At 66.4% G+C, this 24901-nt stretch carries 24 protein-coding genes; 11 read left to right on the top strand and 13 right to left on the bottom strand.

Annotation, left to right across the window (positions count from 1 at the left end):
• Positions 1-483, bottom strand: a 483-nt coding sequence (locus ABQE44_RS20470) for an alpha/beta fold hydrolase (protein ID WP_448431630.1), incomplete at its 3' end; no start/stop codon positions are given.
• A 101-nt stretch (positions 484-584) separates the two neighbouring features.
• On the opposite strand from ABQE44_RS20470, the gene ABQE44_RS20465 reads away from it, so the two are divergent.
• The 9 genes from ABQE44_RS20465 (at position 585) to ABQE44_RS20425 (ending at position 10610) form a co-directional block, all read left to right on the top strand.
• On the top strand, positions 585-1238 hold the full coding sequence (locus ABQE44_RS20465) for a TetR/AcrR family transcriptional regulator (RefSeq protein WP_448431648.1): 654 nt from the start codon (positions 585-587) through the stop codon (positions 1236-1238).
• 1 nt (position 1239) lies between these two features.
• Positions 1240-1434: a ferredoxin gene (locus ABQE44_RS20460; protein ID WP_448431628.1), complete on the top strand. Its 195-nt coding sequence runs from the start codon at positions 1240-1242 to the stop codon at positions 1432-1434.
• An 11-nt stretch (positions 1435-1445) separates the two neighbouring features.
• Positions 1446-2687, top strand: coding sequence for a cytochrome P450 (locus tag ABQE44_RS20455; RefSeq protein WP_448431625.1), 1242 nt, complete (start codon positions 1446-1448; stop codon positions 2685-2687).
• Positions 2688-2729: 42 nt separating this feature from the next.
• The gene (locus ABQE44_RS20450) at positions 2730-3896 is read left to right on the top strand and encodes an amidohydrolase family protein (protein ID WP_448431623.1); all 1167 of its coding nucleotides are present in this window, start codon (positions 2730-2732) and stop codon (positions 3894-3896) included.
• A 59-nt stretch (positions 3897-3955) separates the two neighbouring features.
• Positions 3956-5137, top strand: a complete 1182-nt coding sequence (locus tag ABQE44_RS20445; protein WP_448431646.1) for a M24 family metallopeptidase — start codon at positions 3956-3958, stop codon at positions 5135-5137.
• Complete coding sequence (locus tag ABQE44_RS20440) at positions 5138-6307, top strand: M24 family metallopeptidase (protein WP_448431621.1); 1170 nt, start codon at positions 5138-5140, stop codon at positions 6305-6307.
• A 10-nt stretch (positions 6308-6317) separates the two neighbouring features.
• On the top strand, positions 6318-7283 hold the full coding sequence (locus ABQE44_RS20435; RefSeq protein ID WP_448431619.1) for an enoyl-CoA hydratase/isomerase family protein: 966 nt from the start codon (positions 6318-6320) through the stop codon (positions 7281-7283).
• A complete protein-coding gene (locus tag ABQE44_RS20430) occupies positions 7283-9700 on the top strand; it encodes a CaiB/BaiF CoA-transferase family protein (RefSeq protein WP_448431617.1) in 2418 nt (805 codons plus the stop codon). Before ABQE44_RS20435 ends, ABQE44_RS20430 begins: the two co-directional genes overlap by 1 nt.
• A gap of 94 nt (positions 9701-9794) precedes the next feature.
• On the top strand, positions 9795-10610 hold the full coding sequence (locus ABQE44_RS20425) for an SDR family NAD(P)-dependent oxidoreductase (RefSeq protein ID WP_448431615.1): 816 nt from the start codon (positions 9795-9797) through the stop codon (positions 10608-10610).
• Here ABQE44_RS20425 and ABQE44_RS20420 read toward each other — a convergent pair.
• On the bottom strand, positions 10604-11446 hold the full coding sequence (locus tag ABQE44_RS20420; protein WP_448431613.1) for an SDR family NAD(P)-dependent oxidoreductase: 843 nt from the start codon (positions 11444-11446) through the stop codon (positions 10604-10606). The genes ABQE44_RS20425 and ABQE44_RS20420 overlap by 7 nt on opposite strands.
• Before the next feature lie 10 nt (positions 11447-11456).
• Entirely contained in the window at positions 11457-12521 is a 1065-nt protein-coding gene (locus ABQE44_RS20415; protein ID WP_448431611.1) for an NAD-dependent epimerase/dehydratase family protein, read from the bottom strand.
• Between the two features lie 110 nt (positions 12522-12631).
• Between ABQE44_RS20415 and ABQE44_RS20410 the strand changes: the two genes are divergently transcribed.
• Both ABQE44_RS20410 and fadD12 read left to right on the top strand, forming a co-directional pair.
• Positions 12632-13438, top strand: coding sequence for a lysophospholipid acyltransferase family protein (locus ABQE44_RS20410; protein ID WP_448431609.1), 807 nt, complete (start codon positions 12632-12634; stop codon positions 13436-13438).
• Between the two features lie 5 nt (positions 13439-13443).
• Positions 13444-15078, top strand: a complete 1635-nt coding sequence (fadD12, locus tag ABQE44_RS20405; protein WP_448431607.1) for an acyl-CoA ligase FadD12 — start codon at positions 13444-13446, stop codon at positions 15076-15078.
• Here fadD12 and ABQE44_RS20400 read toward each other — a convergent pair.
• The 10 genes from ABQE44_RS20400 to ABQE44_RS20355 form a co-directional block, all read right to left on the bottom strand.
• Positions 15075-16520, bottom strand: a complete 1446-nt coding sequence (locus tag ABQE44_RS20400) for a WS/DGAT/MGAT family O-acyltransferase (protein WP_448431605.1) — start codon at positions 16518-16520, stop codon at positions 15075-15077. The genes fadD12 and ABQE44_RS20400 overlap by 4 nt on opposite strands.
• 123 nt (positions 16521-16643) lie before the next feature.
• Positions 16644-17690, bottom strand: a complete 1047-nt coding sequence (locus tag ABQE44_RS20395) for a phosphotransferase family protein (protein ID WP_448431603.1) — start codon at positions 17688-17690, stop codon at positions 16644-16646.
• Positions 17690-18043 (bottom strand): hypothetical protein, encoded by a 354-nt coding sequence (locus ABQE44_RS20390; protein ID WP_448431601.1) that lies wholly within the window; start codon positions 18041-18043, stop codon positions 17690-17692. The genes ABQE44_RS20395 and ABQE44_RS20390 overlap by 1 nt, the downstream gene beginning before the upstream one ends.
• A gap of 11 nt (positions 18044-18054) precedes the next feature.
• Positions 18055-18819, bottom strand: coding sequence for an SDR family NAD(P)-dependent oxidoreductase (locus tag ABQE44_RS20385; RefSeq protein WP_448431599.1), 765 nt, complete (start codon positions 18817-18819; stop codon positions 18055-18057).
• Positions 18819-20075, bottom strand: coding sequence for an amidohydrolase family protein (locus tag ABQE44_RS20380; protein WP_448431597.1), 1257 nt, complete (start codon positions 20073-20075; stop codon positions 18819-18821). The genes ABQE44_RS20385 and ABQE44_RS20380 overlap by 1 nt, the downstream gene beginning before the upstream one ends.
• A 43-nt stretch (positions 20076-20118) precedes the next feature.
• A complete protein-coding gene (locus ABQE44_RS20375) occupies positions 20119-21681 on the bottom strand; it encodes a FadR/GntR family transcriptional regulator (RefSeq protein ID WP_448431595.1) in 1563 nt (520 codons plus the stop codon).
• Positions 21678-22835: a thiolase family protein gene (locus ABQE44_RS20370; protein ID WP_448431593.1), complete on the bottom strand. Its 1158-nt coding sequence runs from the start codon at positions 22833-22835 to the stop codon at positions 21678-21680. The genes ABQE44_RS20375 and ABQE44_RS20370 overlap by 4 nt, the downstream gene beginning before the upstream one ends.
• Complete coding sequence (locus ABQE44_RS20365) at positions 22832-23284, bottom strand: Zn-ribbon domain-containing OB-fold protein (protein WP_448431591.1); 453 nt, start codon at positions 23282-23284, stop codon at positions 22832-22834. Before ABQE44_RS20365 ends, ABQE44_RS20370 begins: the two co-directional genes overlap by 4 nt.
• A complete protein-coding gene (locus ABQE44_RS20360; protein WP_448431589.1) occupies positions 23265-24620 on the bottom strand; it encodes a cytochrome P450 in 1356 nt (451 codons plus the stop codon). The genes ABQE44_RS20365 and ABQE44_RS20360 overlap by 20 nt, the downstream gene beginning before the upstream one ends.
• Positions 24617-24835 carry a ferredoxin gene (locus ABQE44_RS20355; protein ID WP_448431587.1) on the bottom strand — a complete coding sequence of 73 codons (219 nt, stop codon included), beginning with the start codon at positions 24833-24835 and terminating at the stop codon, positions 24617-24619. The genes ABQE44_RS20360 and ABQE44_RS20355 overlap by 4 nt, the downstream gene beginning before the upstream one ends.
• Between the last annotated feature and the right edge of the window lie 66 nt (positions 24836-24901).

The raw sequence follows: 24901 nt of genomic DNA, 5'->3' as shown, positions 1-24901 counted from the left end.
CGCAAACGTCTTCATCGCCGCCTCGTAGTCGAGGCGCTCGCGCACCGGAGTGCCCCGCCAGCGCCCGTCGAGCAGACGACGCGGCGCGCCGGGCGGCAACAGCCGTTCCTCGGGGATGTAGTCGCCGATCGCAAGCGAGCGCACCCGGTCGGGATTGCGCAGCGCCCAACCGAGCGCATAGGCCGTACCGCGGGAGAACGTCACCAGGTGAACGGGTCCGCCGGTCACCGCGTCGACGACCGCACCGACGTCGGAACTCAACACCGCGCCGTCGTAGCCGTCGGCCGGGGCGGCGCTGCGGCCGTGCCCCCTGAGGTCGGCGACCACGGTGCGCCTGCCGAAGGCCGGCAGCACTTCGTGGTAATCCTCGGCGATGCACGTCATCCCCGGCACGAACACGATCGGCGCGCCGCCGTCGTCGCCCCCGGAGTCGACGAAGTGCAGCCAGACGCCACCGTTGTCGGTGAATCGGGAAACCCCCATGGTCCAGCAACTCTAGAGTCCCCGGGCGTGCCGCTGACACGACGACCAGACTTTAAATCAGTCGCTTGACTTAAGGCGCGTGGAGCGGTTGACTAGTGACCGTGACCACAGCCCGCAGTGTTCGCACCGACCGCGCGAGCGTGACGCGCGAAGCGATCTTGACGGCGGCCGAGCGGCTGTTCGCCGAGCACGGCGTGTACGCCGTCTCCAACCGGCAGGTCAGTGAGGCCGCCGGGCAGGGCAACAACGCCGCGGTCGGCTACCACTTCGGCACCAAACTCGACCTGGTGCGCGCGATCGAGCAGAAGCACCGGATCTCCATCGAGCAGCTGCTGGAGCGCATGGTCGCCCAAACCGCGGACTCCACGGAGCTGCGCGACTGGATCGCCTGCATGGTGTGCTCGCTGACCGAACACCTCGAGCAGCTCGGCAATCCCACCTGGTACGCGCGGTTCGCGGCCCAAGCGTTGGCCGACCCGGCCTACCAGAAGATCGTCGTGCGCGACGCGCTCGCATCGCCGGCGCTGCAGCAGGTGGTCGTCGGCATCACCCGCTGCCTGCCCAACCTGCCGATGACCGTCGTCACCGAACGCAACATCATGGTGCGCAACCTGATGATGCACACCTGCGCGGACTTCGAGCGTGCGTTCGCCGAAGGCGCCGATACCGCACGGACGAACTGGCGTTCGGTGGCATCGGGTCTGATCGACGCGATCGTCGGGCTGTGGCGCGCACCCGTCACGGGGCGGATGTGACATGAAAATCACCGTCGACCAAGACAAGTGCGTGTCCTCGGGCCAATGCGTGCTCAACGCCGGCGAGGTCTTCGACCAGCGCGACGACGACGGCGTCGTCGTGTTGCTCAACGACAGCCCCGACGGCGACGACGCCGACAACGCCCACAAGGCCGCGGCCGCCTGCCCTGCACTAGCCATCCAGATCGAGAAGTGACGAGAGGCCATATGTCCGACACGTTGACCACCGGCACGACCGAAACCGCCGCCGACATCCCCGAATACCCGATGGAGCGCGACGCGGGCTGCCCGTTCGCCCCGCCACCCCAGATGCTCAGGATGGGCGAAGCCAAACCGCTGTCGCGGGTAAGGATCTGGAACGGCACCACCCCGTGGCTGATCACCGGTCACGCGGTCGCCCGCGAGTTGTTCGCCGACTCGCGGGTCAGCGTCGACGACCGCATCGAGGGCTTCCCGCACTGGAACGAGCACATGCTGTCCACGGTGTACAAGCGGCCGCGCTCGGTGTTCACCTCGGATGCCGAGGAGCACACCCGGTTCCGCCGGATGCTGTCCAAGCCGTTCACGTTCAAGCGGGTCGAGGGTCTGCGCTCGGCGATCCAGGAGGTGACCGACGAGTGCATCGACAACATCCTGGCCGGCGAGCAGCCTGCCGACATCGTCGCCAAACTGGCGCTGCCGGTGCCGACGCGGGTGATCAGCGAAATGCTCGGCGTCCCATACGAAGACCACGAGTTCTTCCAGCACCACGCCAACGTCGGCCTGGCCCGCTACGCGTCCGCGGAGGACGGTCAGAAGGGTGCGATGAGCCTCGCGAAGTACCTCAGCGACCTCGTCAAGGCCAAGATGGAAAACCCGTCCGAGGACGCGGTGTCCGACCTTGCCGAACGTGTCAACGCCGGCGAGATCAGCGTCAAGGAGGCCGCGCAGCTGGGCACCGGCTTGCTCATCGCCGGGCACGAGACCACCGCCAACATGATCGGCATCGGTGTGCTCGCCCTGCTGGAGAACCCCGAACAAGCTGCGCAGCTGCGCGATTCCGACGATCCGAAGTTCATCGCCAACGCCGTCGAAGAGCTGATGCGCTACCTGTCCATCATCCAGAACGGGCAGCGCCGCGTGGCCCTCGAGGACATCGAGATCGCCGGGGAGACCATCCGCGCGGGCGAAGGCATCATCTTGGACCTCGCGCCGGCGAACTGGGACGCGAACGCCTATCCCGAACCCGACAAGCTCGACCTCGGCCGCGACGCCACCCAGCAGCTCGGTTTCGGCTACGGCCGCCACCAGTGCGTCGGCCAGCAACTGGCCCGCGCCGAACTGCAGATCGTGTTCCACACCCTGCTGCGGCGCATCCCCACCCTGCGGCTGGCCGTGCCGATCGAGGAGGTGCCGTTCAAACACGACCGGCTCGCCTACGGCGTCTACGAACTTCCGGTGGCCTGGTAACCCGCACCAGCCCAGTCCCACAGCCCGATTGGAGTGTCAACGATGTCTACGCCAACATCAACCCTGTATCCACCCGAAGGTTTCGGCGCCCCCAAGCACCGCAAGGGCCACGCCACAGGCGATTTCGGACTGCCCGCCGATACCGAGATCTTTTCGGCCGACAACCACATCTCGGTGGCCGAGGACATCTTCTACGAACGCTTTCCCGACGAGCTCAAGGGCGCCGCACCCCGGATCTGGTACGAGGACGGCGCATACATGGTCGGGATGAAGGGCAAGGCCTGGACCGGCGGCGATTTCGGCCGGGTCCTGATGCAGTACGACGATCTGGCCGGGGCGGCGACCAACAACATCGACGCCCGGGTCCGTGAGCTCAAAGAAGACGGTATCGACAAGGAGCTGGCGTTCCCCAACGCCGTGCTGGCGCTGTTCCACTACCCGGACAAGTCGTTGCGCGAGCGCGTGTTCCGCATCTACAACGAGCACATCGCCGATCTGCAGGAACGCAGCAAGGGCCACTTCTACGGCGTCGGGCTGATCAACTGGTGGGACCCCAAGGGCACCAGGAGCACGCTGGAGGAGCTGAAGTCGTTGGGCCTCAAGACGTTCCTGTTGCCGCTGAACCCCGGCAAGGACGACGACGGCAACATCTACGACTACGGCAGCACCGACATGGACGCGGTGTGGGACGAGATCGAGGACGCCGGCCTGCCGGTCAGCCACCATATCGGCGAGACGCCGCCCAAGACGCCGTGCCAGCACAACAGCGTCGTGGTCGGGATGATGGTCAACGTGGACTCGTTCCGCGAACAGTTCGCCAAGTACGTCTTCACCGGCATCCTTGACCGTCATCCCAAGCTCAAGATCGGGTGGTTCGAGGGCGGTATCGCGTGGGTGCCCACGGCACTGCAGGACGCCGAGCACATGCTCGCCTCGTATCGGCACATGTTCAACCACGAACTGGGACATCCGGTCCGGCACTACTGGGACAACCACATGAGCGCATCGTTCATGGTCGACCCGCTCGGCCTGAGGCTCATCGACAAGATCGGCGTGGACAACGTGATGTGGTCGTCGGACTACCCGCACAACGAATCGACGTTCGGCTACTCGGAGAAGTCGCTGCAGGCCGTCGTCGACGCGGTCGGGCCCGAGGACGCCGTCAAGATCGTCAGCACCAACATCAAGAACTTCCTGGGGATTTCGTGACCACCTTCGCAACACAGTCCACCCTGATCGACATACCGGAGGTTCCCGACCGGGCCCGCATGTACCGCGAATGCGGGGCCAGGCTGCGCGAGTCCATGCGCGAAAAGGGCGTCGATGCACTGGTTCTGATCGGCAACGGCAATGTCGTCTACGCGACGGGCGTCAGCTGGCCGCTGCTGGATGCGGGCCTGTCCCACGTGGAACGCCCGGTGGCGATCGTGGCGGCCGACGATCCGCATCCTCACCTGTTCATGCCGCTGCGTGAGGGGTCGGCCTCGGCCTGTGAGGTGCCCGACGATCATGTGCATCCCGCGCTGTACCTCGAATTCGACGAGGGCGTCGAGCAGTTCGGCAAAGTGCTGGCCGATCTGGTGCCCGCCCGGGGCACGGTCGCCGTTGACGAGATGACCGGTGCGATGCGGCGCGCGGCGGCCACCCTGTTTCCGTCCGGTCCGCCGTCGGATGCCGCGCAGGTAGTCGGACCCGCCAAGCTCGTCAAGACGCCCGATCAGATTTCGTGTGTGCGCAACGCGTGCCGCATCACCGAAGAAGCCATGGTCGACGTGCAGAAGGCGCTCGCCCCGGGCGTGCGGCAGGTCGACCTGTCGGCGGCGTTCGTCCGGCGGGCCTTCGAACTGGGCGCGACCGCCAACATGCTCGAGGCCATCTGGCAGGTGATGCCCACGACGAAGACCAGCGGGTCGGTGTGGACCACCACCGGCGACCTCGCGTTGCCGCTGCTGACCACTGAACGCGAACTCGAACGCGGTGATGTGCTGTGGACCGACGTCAGCATCACCTACCACGGCTACTGCTCGGACTTCGGCCGCACCTGGCTGGTCGGCGACGAGCCATCGCAGCGTCAGCAGGCGCAATTCGACAAGTGGCGCGAAATCATGTCCGCCGTACTGTCCGTGACCAAGGCGGGTGCCACCAACGGTGATCTGGCGCGCGCGGCGATCGCCGCCAACGGGGGCGCCAAGCCGTGGCTGCCGCACTTCTACCTCGGCCACGGGATCGGCACCAACGCCGCAGAAATGCCGATGATCGGAACCGATCTCGGCGAGGAGTTCGACGACAACTTCGTGTACCCCGCGGGCATGCTGCTGGTGCTCGAACCCGTGGTGTGGGAGGACGGCACCGGCGGCTATCGAAGCGAGGAGATCGTGGTGATCACCGAGGACGGCTACCAGTCGATCACCGACTACCCGTACGCACCCTACGGACAGGATCGGATCTGAATGGCACTCGAGATTCTGCCCGACGCAGCCGATTTGCGCCGGGGCCGCCGCGAGCGGGCGCTGGCCCAGATGGAAGCCCGCGACATCGACATCCTGGTGTTGGGCCGCCAGGCCAACGTGCGGTACGTGACCGGCGCACCGCAACTGTGGGTGGCGGGCACTCGACCGTTCGGGCCGATCTGCGAGGTCATCCGCTCGACCGGGGAGATCTACCTCAACAGCACCTGGGATGAAGGCATCCCTGACGAAATTCCCCACGAAAACCTCTACGGCTTGGCGTGGAACCCGATGACGCTCGTCGAGGTGCTCAAGGCGCTGCCAAGTGCGGCCACCGTCAAGCGTGTCGGAACCGATTCGCTGACACCGACATTCGCGCAGCTTTTGCCGCTGGCGTTTCCCGACGCCGAGATCGTCGACGCCGAGCCTGCCCTGCGGGCGGCACGGCGGATCAAGACTGCCGACGAGATCGCGGTGCTGCGCGGCGCGCTGGCGGTCGGCGAGACGGCGCTCGACGCGGCCCGCGCTGAGTTGCGGCCCGGGGTGACCGAGCAGACGCTGACCGGCGCGCTGATGGAGTCGATGGCCGCGGGCGGTGTCACCACGCCGGCCACCCAGGACGGCGCGTGGGCGACCAGCAAGGACCACCCGTGGCGGCGGGCCCGCAGCGACGGCCGCATCGAAGACGGCGACCTGGTGGCGTTTTCGGCCGGTGTGCTGGCCGATGGCTACCTCGGCGAGGTCGGCCGCACGTGGACGGTCGGCGATATCGATGGTTCGGCGGTCCCCGCGCTCTACGATCGTTGGGACGAGTTGCGTGAGCGGCTGATCGCCGCCTGCCTGCCCGGATCCCCGGCGAGCGACCTGCTGGCGGTCTACGAGGCTGCGGGGGAGCGGCTGCCGGTGATGCCGGTGGCCCACGGCCTCGGTCTGGGATTCGACCCGCCGGTGGTGACACCACAGCTGCGGCAGACCTGCGCGCAGGAGATTCTCGAACCCGGCATGGTGCTCGCCGTCACCTCCTACGTGTGGGAAGCCGGCGTCGGCGCGGTCTTCGGACGCGAGGCAGTGCACGTCACCGCCGACGAACCAGAGGTTTTGACCAGCAGCCCTTCGCAGACGGGCGCTCGGGCCAAGAGTGCGGGCGAAAACGCCGGCGTCGGCATCGGCTGAAGGGAACTACATGTCTGAGAACGGAAATCGGCCCAAGCCCGAGGAACTGATCCGCTACAGCAAGGACCCGAAGACCAAGATCGCGACCATCACGTTCAACCGGCCGGAGTACCTGAACGCGCCGACGTCGGCGGCGCGGCTGCGCTACGCGGATCTGCTGCGCGCGGCCACCGTCGACAACGACGTCAAGGTGGTGGTGATCCGCGGCGTCGGGGACAACCTCGGCAGCGGCGCGGACCTTCCGGAGTTCATGGAGGGCAACGACAACACCGATCTGCGCCTTGCCGAACTGCGCCTCGAGGACGACGGCGTCGGCGAGGTCACCTACCCGCCGAAAGGTTCGTTTCGGCACGGTGCCACGATCAGCGCCTGGTACGCCAACGTGCAGGCCGGTAACCGCCCGCTGCAGGAGCTCAAGAAGATCAGCATCGTGGAGGCCAAGGGCTACTGCTACGGCTGGCACTTCTACCAGTGCGCCGACGCCGATCTGGTGATCTCCTCTGACGACGCGCTGTTCGGGCATCCCTCGTTTCGGTACTACGGTTGGGGTCCGCGGATGTGGACGTGGGTGCAGATGATGGGGCTGCGCAAGTTCCAGGAGATGGTGTTCACCGGGCGCCCGTTCACCGCCGAGGAGATGTATGAGTGCAACTTCCTCAACAAGGTGGTGTCGCGTGATGAGCTCGAGGCCGAGGTCGACAAGTACGCGCGGGCCTGCGCCCGAAACCGGCCGGTCGACACCGTGTTTCAGCAGAAGATCTTCTTCGAGGTGTTCAAACAGCACCAGGGCGAATACATGGGCAGCCTGTTGTCGGCGTTCTTCGAGTCGATGGGCAGCGGCGCGGCCAACGACGACACCGACGATCTGGACATGCACGAGGCCGTCGACAGCGGCCTGGCCGACGCGGTCAACGACAACGACATGAGGTTCCCGGCCGAGTTCCGGCTGAGTAAATCCAACCGCAAGAAGGACTAGTGGCAGCACTGGACGGGTACGTCGTCGTCGACCTTTCCACGGGCATCGCAGGCGCCTACTGCACGAAGCTGCTCGCCGACGGCGGCGCCCAGGTGATCAAAGTGGAGCCGCCGCAAGGGGACTGGCTGCGCCGTTGGTCGGCGTCCGGCGCGCAGATCGCGTCGGGTGAAGACGGTGCGCTGTTCAGCTTCCTGGCCGGCGCCAAGCACAGCGTCGTAGCCGACCCGGACAGCGACATCGACTTCGTCAACGCGTTGCTCTCCGAGGCCGACGCGGTGGTGTGGTCGCGCGGATCGTCGGTGGCCGAACACGTGGTGTGCACCCCGGCGGCGATCCGGTCGGCGCATCCGCATCTGACCGTCACGTCGATCACCCCGTTCGGGCTGTCTGGTCCGTGGGCCGACTGCGCCGCAACGGAGTTCACCCTGCAGGCGTGGTCGGGCGGCATCGTCGGGCTGGGCCGCGGCTCAGCGGACCGCGCCCCGGTGTATGTGGGCGGGCAGGTCGGCGAGTACCTCGCGGCTGCGTATGCGAGCGCGGCGACGTTGGCGTCGCGGGTGCGTGGCGGCGCCGAACTGGTCGACGTGTCGATGCTGGAAACCCAGGTCCTCGGGCTCACCTACTATCCGGTGTCCTACTTCGAGATGCTGGGCCGGCCGTGGCGCGATGCCCGACGGTTGACGGTGCCCGGGATCGCGCGGGCCAAGGATGGGCTGATCGACATCGGCTGCGGCACTGCGCAGCAGTGGTTCGACCTGTGCGCGATGACCGGCCACGACGACTGGATCGACGAGGAGTCGCCGCTGTCGATCACCGAGCAGGCCAACGAGAGGGCCGACGAACTCTACGCGTGGGTCGAGAGCCACACCGTCGATGAGATCCGCGACCTGGCGACGGCGTTTCGTATCCCCAACGCCCCGGTGGCCAACGGCGCCAACGCCGTCGGACTCGACCACTTCCGCGAACGCGGCTCGTTTGTGAAGAATCCCCGCGACGGGTTCGACCAGCCCGGCCCGCCGTACCGCATGCACCCGGCCGTGTTGCGCGCGCCCGAACCCGCCCCCCGCCTCGGCGAACACACCGAGCACTACCGCCCAAGGGGACATTCGGGACGAAAAACCCCGCCAAATCGCGCGGAAAGGGATATTTCGGCGAAACTGCCTTTCGAGGGGTTGCGCGTCATCGACATGACCACCTTCTGGGCCGGCCCGTCGTGCACCCACCTGCTGGCGATGCTGGGCGCCGACGTCATCCACGTCGAGTCGACCCGCCGCCCCGACGGCACCCGGCTGATCGCCGGCATCCCGGTCACCGAAGACCAGTGGTGGGAGAAGTCGCCGATCTTCTCAGGCCTCAACACCAACAAGCGTGGCGTCACGCTGGACCTACAGAGCGCCGCCGGCCGTGACCTGCTCAACCGGTTCATCGCCACCGCCGACGTCATCGTCGAGAACTTCACCCCCCGGGTGCTCGACCAGATCGGGCTGGACTTCGCTGCGGTGCAAGCGGTTCGGCCCGACACCGTCATGCTGCGCATGCCCGGCTTCGGCCTCGACGGCCCGTGGCGCGACAACCCGGCGTTCGCCTACGTCATCGAAGCGGCGTCGGGCATCAGCTGGCTGACCGGCTACCCCGACCGCAACCCGTACGAGCCCTACTCGGTCGGCGACCCCAACGCCGGAATCCATGCGCTCAACGCGCTGCTGCTGGCACTGGAACACCGCCGCCGCACCGGCGAGGGCGTGCTGGTCGAGGCAGCGATGGTCGACGCGGCGCTCAACGTCGCCGCCGAACAAGTCATCGAATACTCCGCGTACGGCGCCCTGCTGCAACGTGACGGAAACCGCGGCCCGACCGCGGCTCCGCAAAACCTGTACCGCACCAACGATATCGACGAGTTCGGTCGCGCCGACTGCTGGGTGGCGGTGGCCGTGGCCGACGACGAGCAGTGGGCCGGCCTACGCGAGGCGCTCGGCCGTCCCGAATGGGCGTCGCAGCCGCAACTGGCCACCACGGCGGGCCGTCGCGCCCACCACGACACCATCGACGAGCACCTGGCCGCCTGGTGTGCGGACCGCAGCGGTGACGAGATCGTCGAAACGCTGTGGAGCCACGGCGTTCCGGTGGGCAAGGTGATGCAGCCGCATCGCCAGACCGAACTGGCGCAGCTGGTCGCGCGGGGCTTCTTCGAGGACGTCGGGCACCCGGTCAACACCCGCACCCCCCACAGCACGTTGCCGTTCAAGATGTCGCGTGGCCCCGAGCGGGTTCATGTGCAGTCCGCGCCGCTACTCGGACAGCACAACCACGAGCTGCTGTCCGAACTCGGCCTCAGCGACGAGGAGATCGCCGACCTGCAGGACCGCGGGGTGATCGGCAACGCGGTCGTGATGGGTCCGAGCAAGGCCTCCCGATGACGCTATGGGCGACATTGCGGTCAGGGCTGTACCGTTCAGCCAACAGCCCTCATTGCAATCTCGGCGATAGCACCGAACCGATGACTCTCGACCGATGACCATCAATCCGTCCCACATCCTGCTGACCGGCCGCGTCGCCGTCGTGACCGGAGGCGGTGCGGGCATCGGCAAAGGCATCGCCGAAGGCCTGGCCGCGTTCGGCGCGTCGGTCGCCATCTGGGAGCGTGACCCCGACACCTGCACCGCCACCGCTAAAAGTATTGGCGCACTGGGTATCACCACCGACGTGCGCGACAGCGCACAGGTCGACGCCGCATTGGATCGTACGGTGGCCGAGCTGGGCGAGGTGTCGATACTGGTCAACAACGCCGGCGGCACGTTCTTCTCACCGCTGCTCGACACCACCGAGAACGGCTGGGATGCGCTGTACAAGAGCAACTTGCGCCACGTCCTGTTGTGCACGCAGCGGATCGCGCGGCGCCTGGTCGACGCCCGACGGCCCGGCAGCATCATCAACGTGACGTCGATCGAGGGCGTGCGCGCCGCACCCGGCTACGCCGCGTACGCCGCCGCCAAGGCCGGCGTCATCAACTACACCCAGACCGCCGCCTTCGAACTGGCGGCCCACTCGATCCGGGTCAACGCGCTCGCCCCCGACCTGACGCTGACCGAAGGGCTGATGCAGTTGTCGGGAGGGACCCTGCAGTCCGAGGCCGCCACACCGGCGATTCCCATGCGCCGCCCCGGACACGTCGACGAGATCGCCGGCGCAGCAGTGTTTCTCGCCTCCGACATGGCCAGCTACATCACCGGGCAGACCATCCACGTCGACGGCGGAACCCACGCTGCGGGCGGCTGGTACCACCACCCGCAGACCGGCCGACCGACGTTGGGGCCGCCGGCTCAGTGAGTCCAACCCTCGGCCGCTTGCTCGTCGAAAGCGCGGTCGATGCGTTCGAAGCGACGCCGGATGGATCCGCGTGCCGCGCTGTGCGGCAGCACATAAAGCCGGTTGGCCAGTATCGCGTCGACGGTCAACCGAGCCACCTCGTCGACGTCGAGCACCGAGTCGTCGGCCGGGTTCGACGCCAACTGCTGCACCGTGTCGGCGGGCGAGGGGGTGGCCGGGCCGTAGTCGTCGCTGCGGACCCGCTCGGTGTTGGCCAGCAGGTTGGTGTCGACGATCATCGGACACAACACGGTGACGCCGATGCCGTCGGCGCGCACCTCACGCGAAAGTGTTTCGGCGAGCGCGACGACGCCGTATTTCGCCACGCAGTACGGGCCCAGCCCGACATTGGGGATCAGCCCGGCGAACGACGAGGTGAACGCGATGTGGCTGTCGGCCTTCTGCGCGATCAGCCGCGGCAGAAACGCTTCGACGCCGTGGATCGGCCCCCACAGGTCGACGTCGATGACGAACCGCCAATCGTCGTGGCTGGCCTGCGCTATCGGGCCGGCGTAGGCGATGCCGGCGTTGTTGAACACCACGTGCACTTCACCGAACATGCCGAACGCCTCATCGGCCAGCCGGGTGACGTCGTCGAGCTTGCGCACATCGCACAGCACGCCGTGGGCGTCGACGCCATCGCCGCGCAGGGTCGCCACCGCGTCGTCGAGCGCGCTCTGGTCGATGTCGGCGAGCATGATGCGGGCGCCGCGGCGGGCGAATTCTCGTGCGGTGGCGAAACCGATGCCGCTGGCACCGCCGGTGATAACCGTTGCGCGTCCGTCCAAGTTGTCCACGGTGCGCACCCTACGGCTTGTCGGGACCCGGTTCGCCTAACTTGCGGCGGATGGCTCCCCACGGGTCGGCATAGCGGCCCGGTTGTTTCCAGTAGGCGCCGCGCCGCGCCAGGATCATCCGGACCAGGGGAGCGAGCGGGCGCAGCAGGTAACGGGTCCAGCCCGCGTTCGCGCGCATCTCACCGACCATGTCGTCCCACGAATAGTGCTGGAATCCCAGCGCTTCCTGCGCCCGGCGGGTATCCATCCAGTCGGTGACGAACCAGTCGTCGTCGCTGGCGGGGTTGCCGGGCCGGCCCGGTGGCAGCCCACCCTTGAGCCCGCGCGCAGCCGCCAGCGCCGGCCCGACTTCACCCTGCCTGACCAGGTGTGAATCGTCACCGGCGACCAACAGGATTTCGCCGACGACATCAGCCGTCGTCGCCGCGGCGAAGGCCCAGGCGACATCGCGGACATCAACGCTGTGCAGCTTGCCGTCGGTGGGCAGCAGGCTTTCGAAATACAGTGCGTCGGTGGAGAACGCCATCGCCGACGGATCAGCGGTGAGCACCCCGCCCAGCCGCAACACCACCCACTGCAGGCTCGATGCGCGAACGATCTGCTCGGCTTCGATCTTGTGTGCGCTGTAGAGGTCGGACGCCTTCATCGGCATGTCGGCCCGGACCGGCTCGTCGGAGCGGTGGGGGTTGCGCGAGCCGAAGACCGCGTTGCTCGACGCCTGCACCCATCGCGGCGGGGTAGGTTGGGACTCCGCGATTCCGACCAGCGTCGCGGTGGCATCGACGTTGACGCGCCGCGCGAGTTTGGCGTTGCGGTAGATCGCGGGCGGAATGACCGCGGCGAGGTGGATGATCGCCGCGGGCGCGACGTCGGCGACGAGCCGGCCGGCCTGGTCGCGGTCCGTCAGGTCGGCCCAACGCACGTCGACACCGCGGGGCAGCCTGGAAGTTGCCTTGCGGTTGGCGGGGGTGTCCAGGTCGGTGGCCACCACGCGCCGGCCCAGTTCGGCCAGCCGCCGCACGGTTGCGGTTCCGACAAGGCCGAACGCGCCTGTGACGAGCACTGGGTCCGACATCGACTCCCCCAGGGTTATAGCGTTCTCTTTTTCGGAGAGTAACATATCCGCAGGTTGAGGCTGGGCGTTCGGTTAGGTTTGGGTTGGCTCGAGAAGCGGAACAAAAGGACATGACCAGTAGCGGGACGGGCAGACCAGAGGTCGCCAAGTGGGATCCGGAGTTGACCCGGCGCATCACCGACTGGGTCGGCCCGGTCATCAGGCGTTATTTCCGTGCGGAGGTCCGCGGCCTCGACGCCATCCCCGCGGCGGGCGGAGCGCTTGTGGTGTCCAATCACTCGGGCGGCATGCTCACCCCCGATGTGCTTGTCTTCGCGCCGGCCTTCTACGAGAAGTTCGGCTTCGATCGGCCCGTCTATACGCTCGGGCATGACGCGATCTTCGTCGGACCGGTCGGCACACTGCTGCGTCGCGCCGGCGTCATCGGGGCCAACCGGGAAAACGCGGCGAAGGCGTTGCGGGAGGGCGCGCTGGTGCTGGTGTTCCCCGGCGGCGACTACGACTCCTACCGGCCGACGTTCACCGAGAACGTGATCGACTTCGCCGGCCGCACGGGTTACGTCCGGTCCGCTGTCGAGGCCGGTGTCCCGATCGTGCCGATGGTGTCGATCGGCGCCCAGGAGACACAACTGTTCCTGGCGCGTGGCGACTCGATCGCTCGGCGCATCGGACTCAAGCGCTTACGCGCCGAGATCCTGCCGATCAGTGTCGGATTCCCGTTCGGGGTGTCGGTGTTCTTCCCGCCGAACCTGCCGTTGCCGGCCAAGATCGTCACCCGCGTCCTCGATCCGATCGATATCACCGCGGAGTTCGGTGAGGATCCCAACATCGAAGCCGTCGACCTGCACGTTCGAGCGGTCATGCAGGCGGCGCTGGACGAACTGGCTGCCGAGCGCCGCTTCCCGGTGTTGGGATGAGCACCATGGCCGACAGTTTTGGACTTCTGCAGACACTGTGGCGGGCTCGGTTGATCGCACCGATGCGCCCCGACAAGTACGTGCGCATGGGCGCGGCGATGCGTCGCGTGGGCGTGACCGCCACGGTCGGCTTCGCCGTGGCGGCCCAGCGTTGCCCCGACCGTCCCGGTTTGGTCGACGAACGCGGCACGCTGACGTGGCGCCAGCTCGACGACCGGTGTGACGCGGTGGCAGCCGGGCTCCAAGGCCTGCCCGATGGCGCCCCCAAATCCGTTGCGGTGATGTGTCGCAACCACCGCGGGTTCATCGAGGCGCTGGTGGCGGCCAACCGGATCGGCGCCGATGTGTTGCTGTTGAACACCTCCTTCGCCGGGCCGGCGTTGGCGCAGGTGATCGAACGTGAAGGCGCCGACGCCATCATCTACGACGAAGAGTTCACCGCCACGGTTGACCGCGCGATGGCCGACAAAGCTTCGCACGGCCGAGCCGTGCATCAGAACAGCGCCACTAGGATTCTCGGCTGGACCGATACCTCGACCGACCAGCTCACCTTGGATGCGCTGATCGACAAACATCCCGGCGAACGGCCCGAGCCCAGCGCCCGCAAGAGCGACATCATCCTGCTCACCTCCGGAACCACCGGACTCCCGAAGGGCGCCAAGCGTTCCGAGGGCAGCGGTGGTGCAGGGGATCTCAAGGCGGTACTGGACCGCACCCCGTGGCGCGCCGAAGAACCCATCGTCATCGCCGCGCCGATGTTTCACGCGTGGGGTTTTTCGCAGCTGTTGTTCGCAGCGCTGCTGGCATGCACGATCGTCACCCGCCGCAAGTTCGACCCCGAGGCGACGATGGCGCTGGTCGATCAGCACAAGGCCACCGGGCTCGCGGTCGTCCCGGTCATGTTCGACAGGATCATGGATCTGCCCGACGACATCCGGAACCGTTACAGCGGCAAAACTTTGCGCTTCGCCACCGCATCGGGTTCGCGGATGCGGCCCGACGTGGTGATCAAGTTCATGGACCAATACGGCGACGTGATCTACAACAACTACAACGCCACCGAAGCGGGGATGATCGCCACAGCCACCCCCGCGGATCTGCGCACCGCTCCGGATACCGCGGGTAAAGCGGCTGACGGAACCGAGATCCGCATCCTCGACGAGAGCCACCGTGAACTGCCCTCCAACGAGGTGGGGCAGATCTTCGTGCGCAGCGGCACGCTGTTCGACGGTTATACCTCCGGCACCACCAAGGACTTCCACGAGGGCTTCATGGCATCGGGGGACATGGGTTACCTCGACGACGCCGGACGGCTGTTCGTTGTCGGGCGCGACGACGAGATGATCGTGTCCGGCGGGGAGAACGTCTACCCGATCGAGGTGGAGAACGTGCTGGCCGCCCACCCGCAGGTGGGCGAGGTGACCGTGCTTGGCGTCGACGACGAGCAGTACGGTCAGCGGCTGGCAGCCTTCGTCGTCCCGGCGCGTTCAGCCACCGTCACCGAAGACGACCTCAAGCAGTATGTGCGGGAGAACCTCGCCAATTACAAAGTGCCGCGCGAGATCCGGGTTCTCGAGGAATTACCGCGCGGTAGCACCGGCAAAATCCTGCGCAACGACCTGCGGGACCTGGTGACCTAACCGGACGCGGTGGCCGGCGGCATGGCCGTGGCGACGGTGATCGGGGCCTTCAGTCCGGCGGCTAGCCGGATCTCGGTGAAACTGTGGATCATCGCGTCGGTCGCCTCGTGCACATCGTCGAACGTCTGATCGTCGGAGAGCACGGCGATGTCGACCTGGTCGACGTAGCTCCAGACGGTCATGTTGAAGGCGCTGCCGGCGGAAAGCACGCCTACGGAGTAGATCTCGCTGACGCGGGCGCCGCCGATGTGGCCGTGCTCACGAGGTCCGGGCACGCTGGAGATCGCGACGTTCATGACCCTGTTGTGCGCGGCGCGTTTGGATCGCCACCGGAACAACGCCGGTGTCAACGGCGGCGGCAGATACTCCATCGCCTGGCCCTGCAGCCGTGGCCCGAGAAGGTCGTGGACCTCCTTGGCGTTGGAGGTGGTCAGCGCCGTCAACCGGACCCGCTCGAGCGGATGGTCGATGTGCACGGGCAGCGATACGGTCAGCCCGCTGATCTCGTTGCCGGTGACCCGATCCGCGGAGCGGTCGGTGGAGACCGGAACCGACGCCAGGATCGGACGGTCGGCTCGTCCGTCGTAGCGCAGCAGCAGCTCGCGCAAACCACCGGCCGCGGTGGCGAGCACGATGTCGTTGAACGTCACGTCCAGCTGTTTGGCGGATTCTTTGACCTCGCCCAGCGCGAGGGACGCCGTCGCGAAGGTGCGGGTGGGAGAGACGACGTGGTTGAGAAATGTCGACGGTGTCTTGAAGAGCTTGGCCGTCTCGTGCTGTGCCGTCGGCGGCCGCGGTCGCCGACGCAACCGCGCCACACCGCGTACCGCATCACGCACCAGTGCGGGCAGCCCGGCGATGTGCTGCACGTGGTCACGGCCTGCCGCCCGCAACAACTCGGCCTTCGACGGCGGCTCGCACGCGGTGTAGCCGTCGTGTTCGTCACGCGCCGAACCCGACAGGTCCATCAGGCGCGCAAGAAGATTCGCCGAGGCGACACCGTCGGCCAACGCATGGTGCACCTTGCCGATCAACGCGAACCGGTCGTCGGCCATCCCCTCGGCGAAGTGGAACTCCCACAGCGGGCGGCTGCGGTCCAGCGGTGTGCTCGCGATGTGACCGATCACCTCGTCGAGTTCACGGCGGCCGCCGGGGCTGGGCACTTGAACGCGGCGCAGGTGGTAGTCGAGGTCGACCGGGCAGTTCTCCAGCCACATCGGGTGGTGCAGCTTCCACGGGATGTCGACCAGTTGGTAGCGCAGCGGATCCAGCAGATGCAGCCGTCGCGCGACGGTACGGCGGAACACCTCGAAGGTGAACTCCGCGCCGTGTTCGGTCCGGTAGCCCGCGGCGTCGATGATCGCCACCTTCAGCGTGTGTGTGTGCAGGCTCGGCGTCTCGGTGTACAAAAGCATGGCGTCCATGCCATTGAGTCGCTTCACATCCCAGCCCTTCGGACGAGTACGCCGAGGGCTCTATCGAATCACCCCGACCATCATGATCGGGGGCTTTCGGTCAAACGACGGCGGCGCGTGCCCGCTTCCCGGTTGGGGATGAGCGCGCAGTCAGTTCACTTTCGGCATGGACCGGGCCAGATCGGCTGCCGTGGCGATCGATTGCAACACCATTGAACCGAACGCCTCCTTGACCCTGGGATCGCCGTTGTCACCGGTCACGGCGGCGGCGTAGGTGCGCTCCAGGACGATGCCGATCTTGAAGTTGGCCAGCACCAGGTAGTAGTCGATGTTGTCGGTGGGCAGTCCGCTGATCGTCTCGTAGTGCTCGAGCAACTCGCTGCGCCGGGGCATCCCCTCCACCGGAAGGTAGAAATCGCTGCGTGGCTCCTCACCGTCGTAGCCCAGCAGTGCCCACGCGAGGTCCAGCAGCGGGTCGCCGATGGTGGTCATTTCCCAGTCGACCAACGCTGCGAGCTGGGCGGGCGCGCCGTGCGCATACATCACGTTGGCGAACTGGTAGTCCCCGTGCATGATGCCCGGTGTGAAGTCTTCGGGCCCGTTGGCCCGCAACCAATCCGCCGCCACGTCCAGTCCCGGCAATTCGCGGACCTGGAATCCGCTCAGGAACGACAGCCAACGGTCCGCCTGGCGCTGGTGGAAACCCTGTGGTTTGCCGAAACCTTCGAGTCCCTGTGCTCGCCAGTCGACGCGGGCCAATTTCGCTGCGCCCTCGACCAATTGGAATGCCAAGCCGCGCCGGGCCTGCAGATCGGTGTCGAACGGCGGCTGCCATCCGCCGTCCATCGGGCTCCAGCCGTCGATCTCGGCCATCACATAGAAGGGTTTACCCAACAGCTCGCCGGATTCGTCGGCGGCGACCAGCTCGGCATGTGGGACATCGGTGCCCTTGAGCGCTCGCACCAACCGGATTTCACGCAGTAGCTCGTTGAGCCGCTTGGCGTCCGCGCGAGGACCGGGCATCCGCATTACCATGCGCGTCGGACCGCGCGTCACCAGATAAAGGATGTTCTGGGATCCGCCGGTCAGCTGGCTGAACTCGGGCACCTCACCGTCGCCAGGTGCACCGTTCTCATCGAGCCACCGGCCGAACCGGACCTCGTCGATGCCGATTTCGGCCGTTGTCGCCTCAGACATCACGCTTGCCCCTTTTCGTCACGGGGGCGCCAGAAGGACATCCGCGAGCTGGGCAGGTCGAGGCAGTCCGCCATGTTGATCTTTCCCTCCGCGACACCGGCGACGATCTTTTCCATGATTGCGTCGACGTTGCCCTCCATCTCGTAGATGCACAGGTAGCGGTGATCGGGAACGAAACCGCCTGGCACGTGGTAGATCTGGGCATCGAGTAGGTCATATCGGGTGGCCGACACCATGCCGGGTGTCGCCAGAAGTTCCGGTATGTGCACGTTGTCGTACCATTCGTTGAACTCGGCGTCGGTCTTGCCCTCGGCCGGGTTCGAGTAGACGATCTGGATGAATCTCTCTGTCATGTGCTCCTGCCTTACGTCGTTATTTGTCGGGCCATATCCAGCACCCACTGGTCGTAGTCGGTTGCTTTGGCGTTCAAGCAGTCTTGTCCCAGCGGTGAGTCGAGGATCAGGAAGCGTTCTGCGTCGATCGCGCGGACCAGTCGGTCGGCCACCTGTTCGGGGGTGGCGGCGGTTTGCATGATCGGATGGTCGGGCGGCGTACCGTCGGCCATCAGCATCGGGGTCAACATCGGTCCGGGGCAAAAGCAGGACACCTTGATTCCGCGCGGCCGGTAGGTGGCGGCAAGCCATTCTGAAAAGCTCAGCGCGCCGTGCTTGGTGACCGAGTAGGCAGGTTTGTCGGGATGCAGCGCCAGCGCGACGACAGACGCGGTCTGCAACAGGTAACCGTCACCACGATCGAGCATCGACGGCAACACCTCCCGGGCCGCATAGACGTGCGACATGACGTGCAGTTGCCAGTTGAGCTGCCATAGTTGGTCGTCGGACAGATCGCCACCGCGCGGCGGCCCTGCGTAGCCCGCATTGCTGAACCAGATGTCGATCGCGCCATAGGTGCGACGGGCCAGTTCGGCGACCGCAGCCACGTTGGCTTCCACGGTGATGTCAACGGCCATCCCGACCGTGTCGAGATCTTTGGTGACCTGCTCGACACCTTCGGAGTTCAGGTCGGTAACAACGACTTTCGCGCCCTCCTCGGTAAAACGGCGAGCACAGGCCGCCCCGATGCCGCCGCCCGAACCGGTGATCACGACAACCTTGTCGCGCAGCTTCATCAGAACGCAGGACCCATCGACGCCGTCTCCGGCCGCAGGTGGCGCACCGAACGGATGGTGACGTCCCAGTCGGCCGCTTCGCGTCGCAGCGCCCCAACGGTCGCCTGCTCCCGCGGGATGTGGGCGAACGGGTCGTAGGAAAAGTGCCGCATGGCGTTGAGGTGGGTGATCTTGTTGACCTCTTCGTCGCTGACCCCGTCGAGTGACTTCATCAGCACCTCGGGCGCGTGCGGCCACGTGCTGTCCGAGTGGGGGTAGTCGCATTCCCAGGTGATGTTGTCGATGTTCATCCGGTGGCGGTTCTCGATGCCCACCGCGTCGTCGATGAAGCACAGGATCACGCGCTCGGAGAAGACTTCCGAGGGCAGTCGCCCGCCCATCTCCATGCCGGTCCAGTGCTTGGTGTGGCTGTAGATGTAGTCGACACGTTCGAGGAAGTACGGCAGCCAGCCGATGCCGCCTTCCGACAACGCCACCCGCAGCGTCGGGAACTTCCGGAAGATCGGGCTCCACAGCAGGTCGGCCGCGGCGGAGAACAGGCTGACGGGAGACAGCGTGTACACCAACTCGATGGGTGCATCGGGAGAAGTGATCGGCGGTTTGGAGTTGGAGCCCAAGTGCATGCAGACGACCACGTCCTCGTCTGCGCATGCCTGCCAGAACGGATCCCAGTGCTCCGAGTACAAGCTGGGCAGCCCGAGGTCGTAGGGGCTGGAGGAGAACGTCACCGCGTGACACCCCTTGGCGGCGACGCGGCGCACCTCGGCGGCGCTGGCTTCAGGATCCCAGATCATCGGCATGGCAAGGGGGATGATGCGCCCCAGGTGGGTGCCGGCCCATTCGTCGATGTGCCAGTCGTTATAGGCGCGCACCATCGCCGCCGCCTGATCCTTGTCCGCGGTATCCATGAACAGCTGGCCGCAGAATCGGGGGAACGAGGGGAAGCACAGCGAACCGAGTACACCGTTGGCGTTCATGTCCTTGATCCGGTCACCGATGTCGTAGCAACCGGGGCGGATCTCTTCGATGCAGGTTGGCTCGAGGCCGAATTCCGTGGGTGGACGGCCGGCGACGGCGTTCAGAGCGGTGTTGAGGATCTCCTGTCCTTCGTATCGCCACGCCATCGTGCCGTCATCTCGACGCACGAAGCGCGGCGCCTGGTCTGCGTACTTCTGTGGCACGCGGCCGTCGAACAGGTGCGGCGGTTCGATGACATGGTCGTCGACGCTCACCAGGATCAGGTCGTCGATGTTCATGGCTCTCTCATTTCTGTTGTAGCTGATCATGAAGGGACACAAGTCAATCCATCACCTCGAGCATCAGCCGCTTGCCAACACCCGATTCCTCGAACCAAACCGCGGCGGTGGCGAGATGATCGGTCCAGGCCTGTGTTGCCCGCTGGGCGTCGTGTTCGGTGGCCGCCGCGACGAACTGTGCGAAAAGTCCCTGCGCGCGCCGGTTGGTCTTGCCGACCCACGGCAGGCCCTTCGCATCGGCGGTCACCGTCGGCTCCACGCCGACCCGCACCCAATGCGTCATCTCGGCGATGACGGTCAACGCGGGGTTCTTGGCCGCTGAGAAGGCAACCATTTCCGCCTCGCGCCACATCGTGACGAACCGGGCAGTGTCTTCTGTGGACGCGGCCAACTGCGCCTCGGCGGAGCGCAGCGTGTCGAGTTTCTTGGTGCCGATGCGGGTTGCGACCAGCCCGATGATCGTCGGCTCGATCGCCCGTAGGGCGTCAAGAAAGTCCAGGAGCGTGGCCCCGCGAGCCTCCAGGACGATCCCGGCGAGCTGGGAGGCCACCCGGGTGGACGGTGGCCTGATCGTCGCGCCGCCGCGGTCACCGGTGCGCAGGTCGAGGAGGAACTCCGTCTCCAGGATCCGCAGTGCCTCGCGCAACGTCGGCCGCGAGATGTCGAATTCGCCGGCCAGGTCGGCCAGTGGGGGAAGACGGTCGCCCTCGGACAACAGCCCCTCTGCCATCCGGGCCCGAATCTCGGTTGCGACCACCAGCGCCCGTCGGGGCGTCGGCTCCGCGCCTGCCTGACCCGCCTGAGCCCGCCACAACGGCGTGATGTCGATCGGTTGACGGCTGATGTTGCGCCGCACCAACATCCGACCGGTCGTGAACAGATAGTCGCTCCACGTACTGTGGGCCAGCGCGGTGTCGCGGCGCCGTACCGCATCAATGAAAGCGCTGTGGCTGACCACCACCCGCCGGGCGATCTGCTCTGCGGAACTGTCGCCCGTGCCGCCGATGGCCGAGTAAACCTGCCCGGCGTAGATGTCGCGGAACACGCCGGCGATTACCGCGAGGGTCTGGTTACCGGAGAGTTCGGTGACCGCTTGGTCGAACGCCGACATCGCGGCGACGAACTCGAGCGGGTTCTTTTCGGCGGCCCGCTCGGCGTCATGTAGTTCGACGAGTCGGTCCAAGTCGCCGTCGTCGGAGTGGTCGGCCACCCATGCCGCGGCCGGTGGTTCGATGACCGACCGGGCCTCTTCGAGGTGGGCGACGGTGGTCTTGCGCAACTGCAACAGCAGCGCGACGTATCGGCTCACCGCTTCCAGGCCCGGTCGGCGGATGACCGCACCGCCACCCCTGCCGCGCCGAATCTCGACGAGTTGTTGAGATTCGAGAATCCGCAACGCCTCCCGCAGTGTTTCGCGCGAGACTTGCAGCGCCGCAGTGAGATCTGCTTCCGGCGGGAGCTGCTGATCCGCGACGAGCTCGCCGTTGAGAATCTGGCGTCGCAGGTCGGCCGCCAGCATATGAGACACCTTCTGGGTGTTGCGTCGGGGTAGGGGCCGCCAGAGCGTCTCGCCACCGTTGTTGTCCATGCCAGTGCCTTTACTCATGCCGCAGTCAATACCATCGCCCCGCATTGCGGGTACAGGCCGCTTGCCACGACTGCGACCCGGGCATCGGTGACCTGTCGTTGGTCGCTCTGCCCGCGCAGCTGCAGTACCGCTTCGTTGAGGAAGCCGATACCGTGCAACCGACCCTCTGCAAGTTGCCCTCCGGCGGTGTTGAGCGGGAAGTCACCGCCAGGGCCGATGCGGCTACCGTCGCCCACCCAGTCCCCGAACTCACCGCGTCCGCAGGCGCCGAGCGCCTCGATCCACGCGACGGTGACCGGAGTGAACCCGTCGTACAACTGTGCGACGTCGACGTCGGCCAAAGTCACCGAAGACCGTTGCCACAATCGGTTGGCACACTCGAACGCGCCCCCATACAGGAAGTCGACGTCGAACACCCAGTCCGCGCCGTGTCCGGTGGCGTATGTCATCGCGTCGACGAGCACCGCGGGCTGGCGCAGATCGCGGGCCCGCTCGGCCGTGGTGATCACCGACGCCACTGCGCCGTTGACCGGATAGTCGCAGTCCAGCACCCGCAGCGGATCGGCAACCATCCGCGACGACAGATAGTCGGTCATGGTCACTTCGTCACGCAAGACCGCGCGCGGGTTGAGTGCCGACCAGCGCCGGGCATTGACCGCGATGTGCCCGAAATCCTCTTCAGGACGGCGGTATTCGGCCATCCAGCGTTGCTTCTTCAGCGCGAGGTTGACCAGGATGCCGCCGAGGTAGCCGTAGGGGGTCAGAAACTGGTCACGTCCGGGGACCGTCTCCGGCCCGCTCACCACACCGCCCTGATGGCCCGCCGCGCGGGTCAGGCACCGGAATGTCAGCACCGTCTCGCAGACGCCCGAGGCGACTGCCATGACCCCCGCCAGCGGCCCGGCCAACCCCGACGGGTTCATCGGAAAGATGTCGGCGAATGCGGCGAGGTCGGCGATCCCCAACAGCCGAGCCATGTCCTGGGCGCCGGGTGACTCCGGACCGAACTTGTACTCGAAGATGCCGTCGACGTCGTCGGCGGTCAACCCGGCATCGACAAGGGCCGCGTTGGCCGCGGTGAGTGCCAACGAGTTGGGGTTGGGCTCACCCCTGCGGGTGAGGTCGGAGTAGCCGACGCCGGCGATCGCAACCGGGCGGGTCAACGACGTCATCGGTCGACTTCCACGGGCCGGAACTGCGGCATAGTGATCGATCCGCGCTGCTCGAACACCACTTCGACCGGCATGCCGCAGCGCAATTCGGTACCGGGCGGGGTGTCGACGAGGTTGGCGATCATCCGCAGGCCGGGCTGGTCGTCGAGTTCGACGAACACCACGGTGTATGGCAGCGCATCGACGAACCCGGTGTGCAGCGCACGGTCGATGACGGCATAGGAGTAGATCACCCCGCGCCCGGACAGGTCGGCCAGTTCGAATTCCTCGGCTTGGCAATGCACGCAGCACACCTCGGGTGGGTACTGCAGTGTGGCGCAGGATGTGCAGCGTTGCAGGACCAGTCGGTGCTCGGCGGCCGCAGCCCAGAAGAACCCGCTGACGTCATCGACGGCCGGAACCGGGCGCGGGTCGGCTGCGAGAGCCGATTCAGTCAATGTGGGCGGCATCGCGGTGCTCGGTGATCGGTCGGGCTAAACCCTGTTCGTCGCAGACCTTCTGTAGTTTCGCAAGGGTCTCGTCGAGCCCGGGGCCGAGGCGCGGGCCCGGAGCGAACGTGGCTGGTAGGTGCCGCATGCCCTGAATGACGCCGATGGTTTCGTAATGGACGGTTCCCGCCGGGTCGCACCGGTAGTCCGGCATCCGGTCCAGCACCGCGGTGAGCATGGCTTTGAAAACCATCCGGCCGACGTTCGAGCCGATGCAGCGGTGGATCCCGATACCGAACCCGAAGTGCCGATTGCCTTTTCGATCCAGAACGATTTTGTGCGGGTCGGGGAACACCGACGGGTCCCGGTTCGCCATCGCGTAGGAGATGTAGAGCCGTTCACCTTCTTTGAACTCGATGCCGTTGAACTCGCAGTCCTCGGAGAAGGTCCGGCCGTCACCAGGCGCAGGTGTGTAGAAGCGCAGGAACTCCTCAGTCGCTGGGTCGAGCAGCGTGTCCCGGTCATCGCTGAGACGTTGTCGCTCGTGGGGGTGTTCACCCAGCCACTCCAACGCGTGCGCGGTGAGCGCGGTCGTGGTGTCGAACCCGCCACCGATCAGCAAGGTGAGCATGCCCAGTAGATCCATCTCCGGCGGCGGCTCACCGTTGATGCGCATCTCGGTCAGGCTCTTGATCACACCGGGCCGGGGATTTTCACGGATCTCGTTGATGTGGGCGATCAGTTCCATCGCCATCCGCATGTTGTCTTCCATGACCCGCGGTGCTTCTGGTGAGTCCTCCGGCGTGTACACCAACGCGTGGGTGGGCTCGCTGTAGAGCCGCCAGTCCCGCAACGGAATACCCAGCATCGCCAACGTCAGAACCGCAGGCGTGATGTTGGCCAGGTCATCGACGAAGTCGATGCGGCCCTGCTCGATTTTCTCGTCGATGCTGGCGCGGACCACCTCGTGTACGAAGGGTTCCCACCGCTTCGTCGCGGCCGGCGACAAGTAAGGGTTGAGCACGCTGCGGTACCAGCGGTGCTCGGGTGGGTCCATCTCCAACATGCCACCGCGGATCGGGATGTCCTTGTTCGGAATCGTGATGCCCTTGTAGCCGCGGCGCTCGTTGTTGATGTCGTGGTCGTTGGAGATGTGCGGACAGCGGGCGAGTTCGAACACCGCATGGCTGCTGCTGGCGACCCAGTGACCGCCGTAGGTGTCCGACCATGCCACGGGGCACTTGCGGTGCAGTTCTTCGGTGATCTGCTCGAAGCGCTCCCGGTACTCGGGCGTGTGCCGGTCGAAGTGATACTGGTAGTTCTCGCGGTCCCCGGCCGCGACGATCGCGTCGGTCACGGCGTGGCCTCCAGCGACGGTACCGCGGTGACGGTGATGGCCTGTTCGGGGCAAGACCGCGCCGCCTCCAACACCGCTTCCTCCTGACCGGGCGCTACCACCTCGCAAACCGCCGAAGACGTGCCGTCGACTTCGCTGAGCTGAAAGGCCTCCGGGGCGATCATGGCGCACAACGTGTGGCCCTGACAGCGATCGGGATCGACATTAACCCGCACGACTTCTCCTTCCAGGCGTTCGCCGAGCCGGATTGCGGTTGTCTGCCATCGCAATCGCACTCAACG

The sequence above is a fragment of the Mycolicibacterium sp. XJ2546 genome (assembly GCF_053483195.1).
Note: the sequence above shows the minus strand (reverse complement) of the source record. Positions and strands in the feature narration are given on the sequence as shown.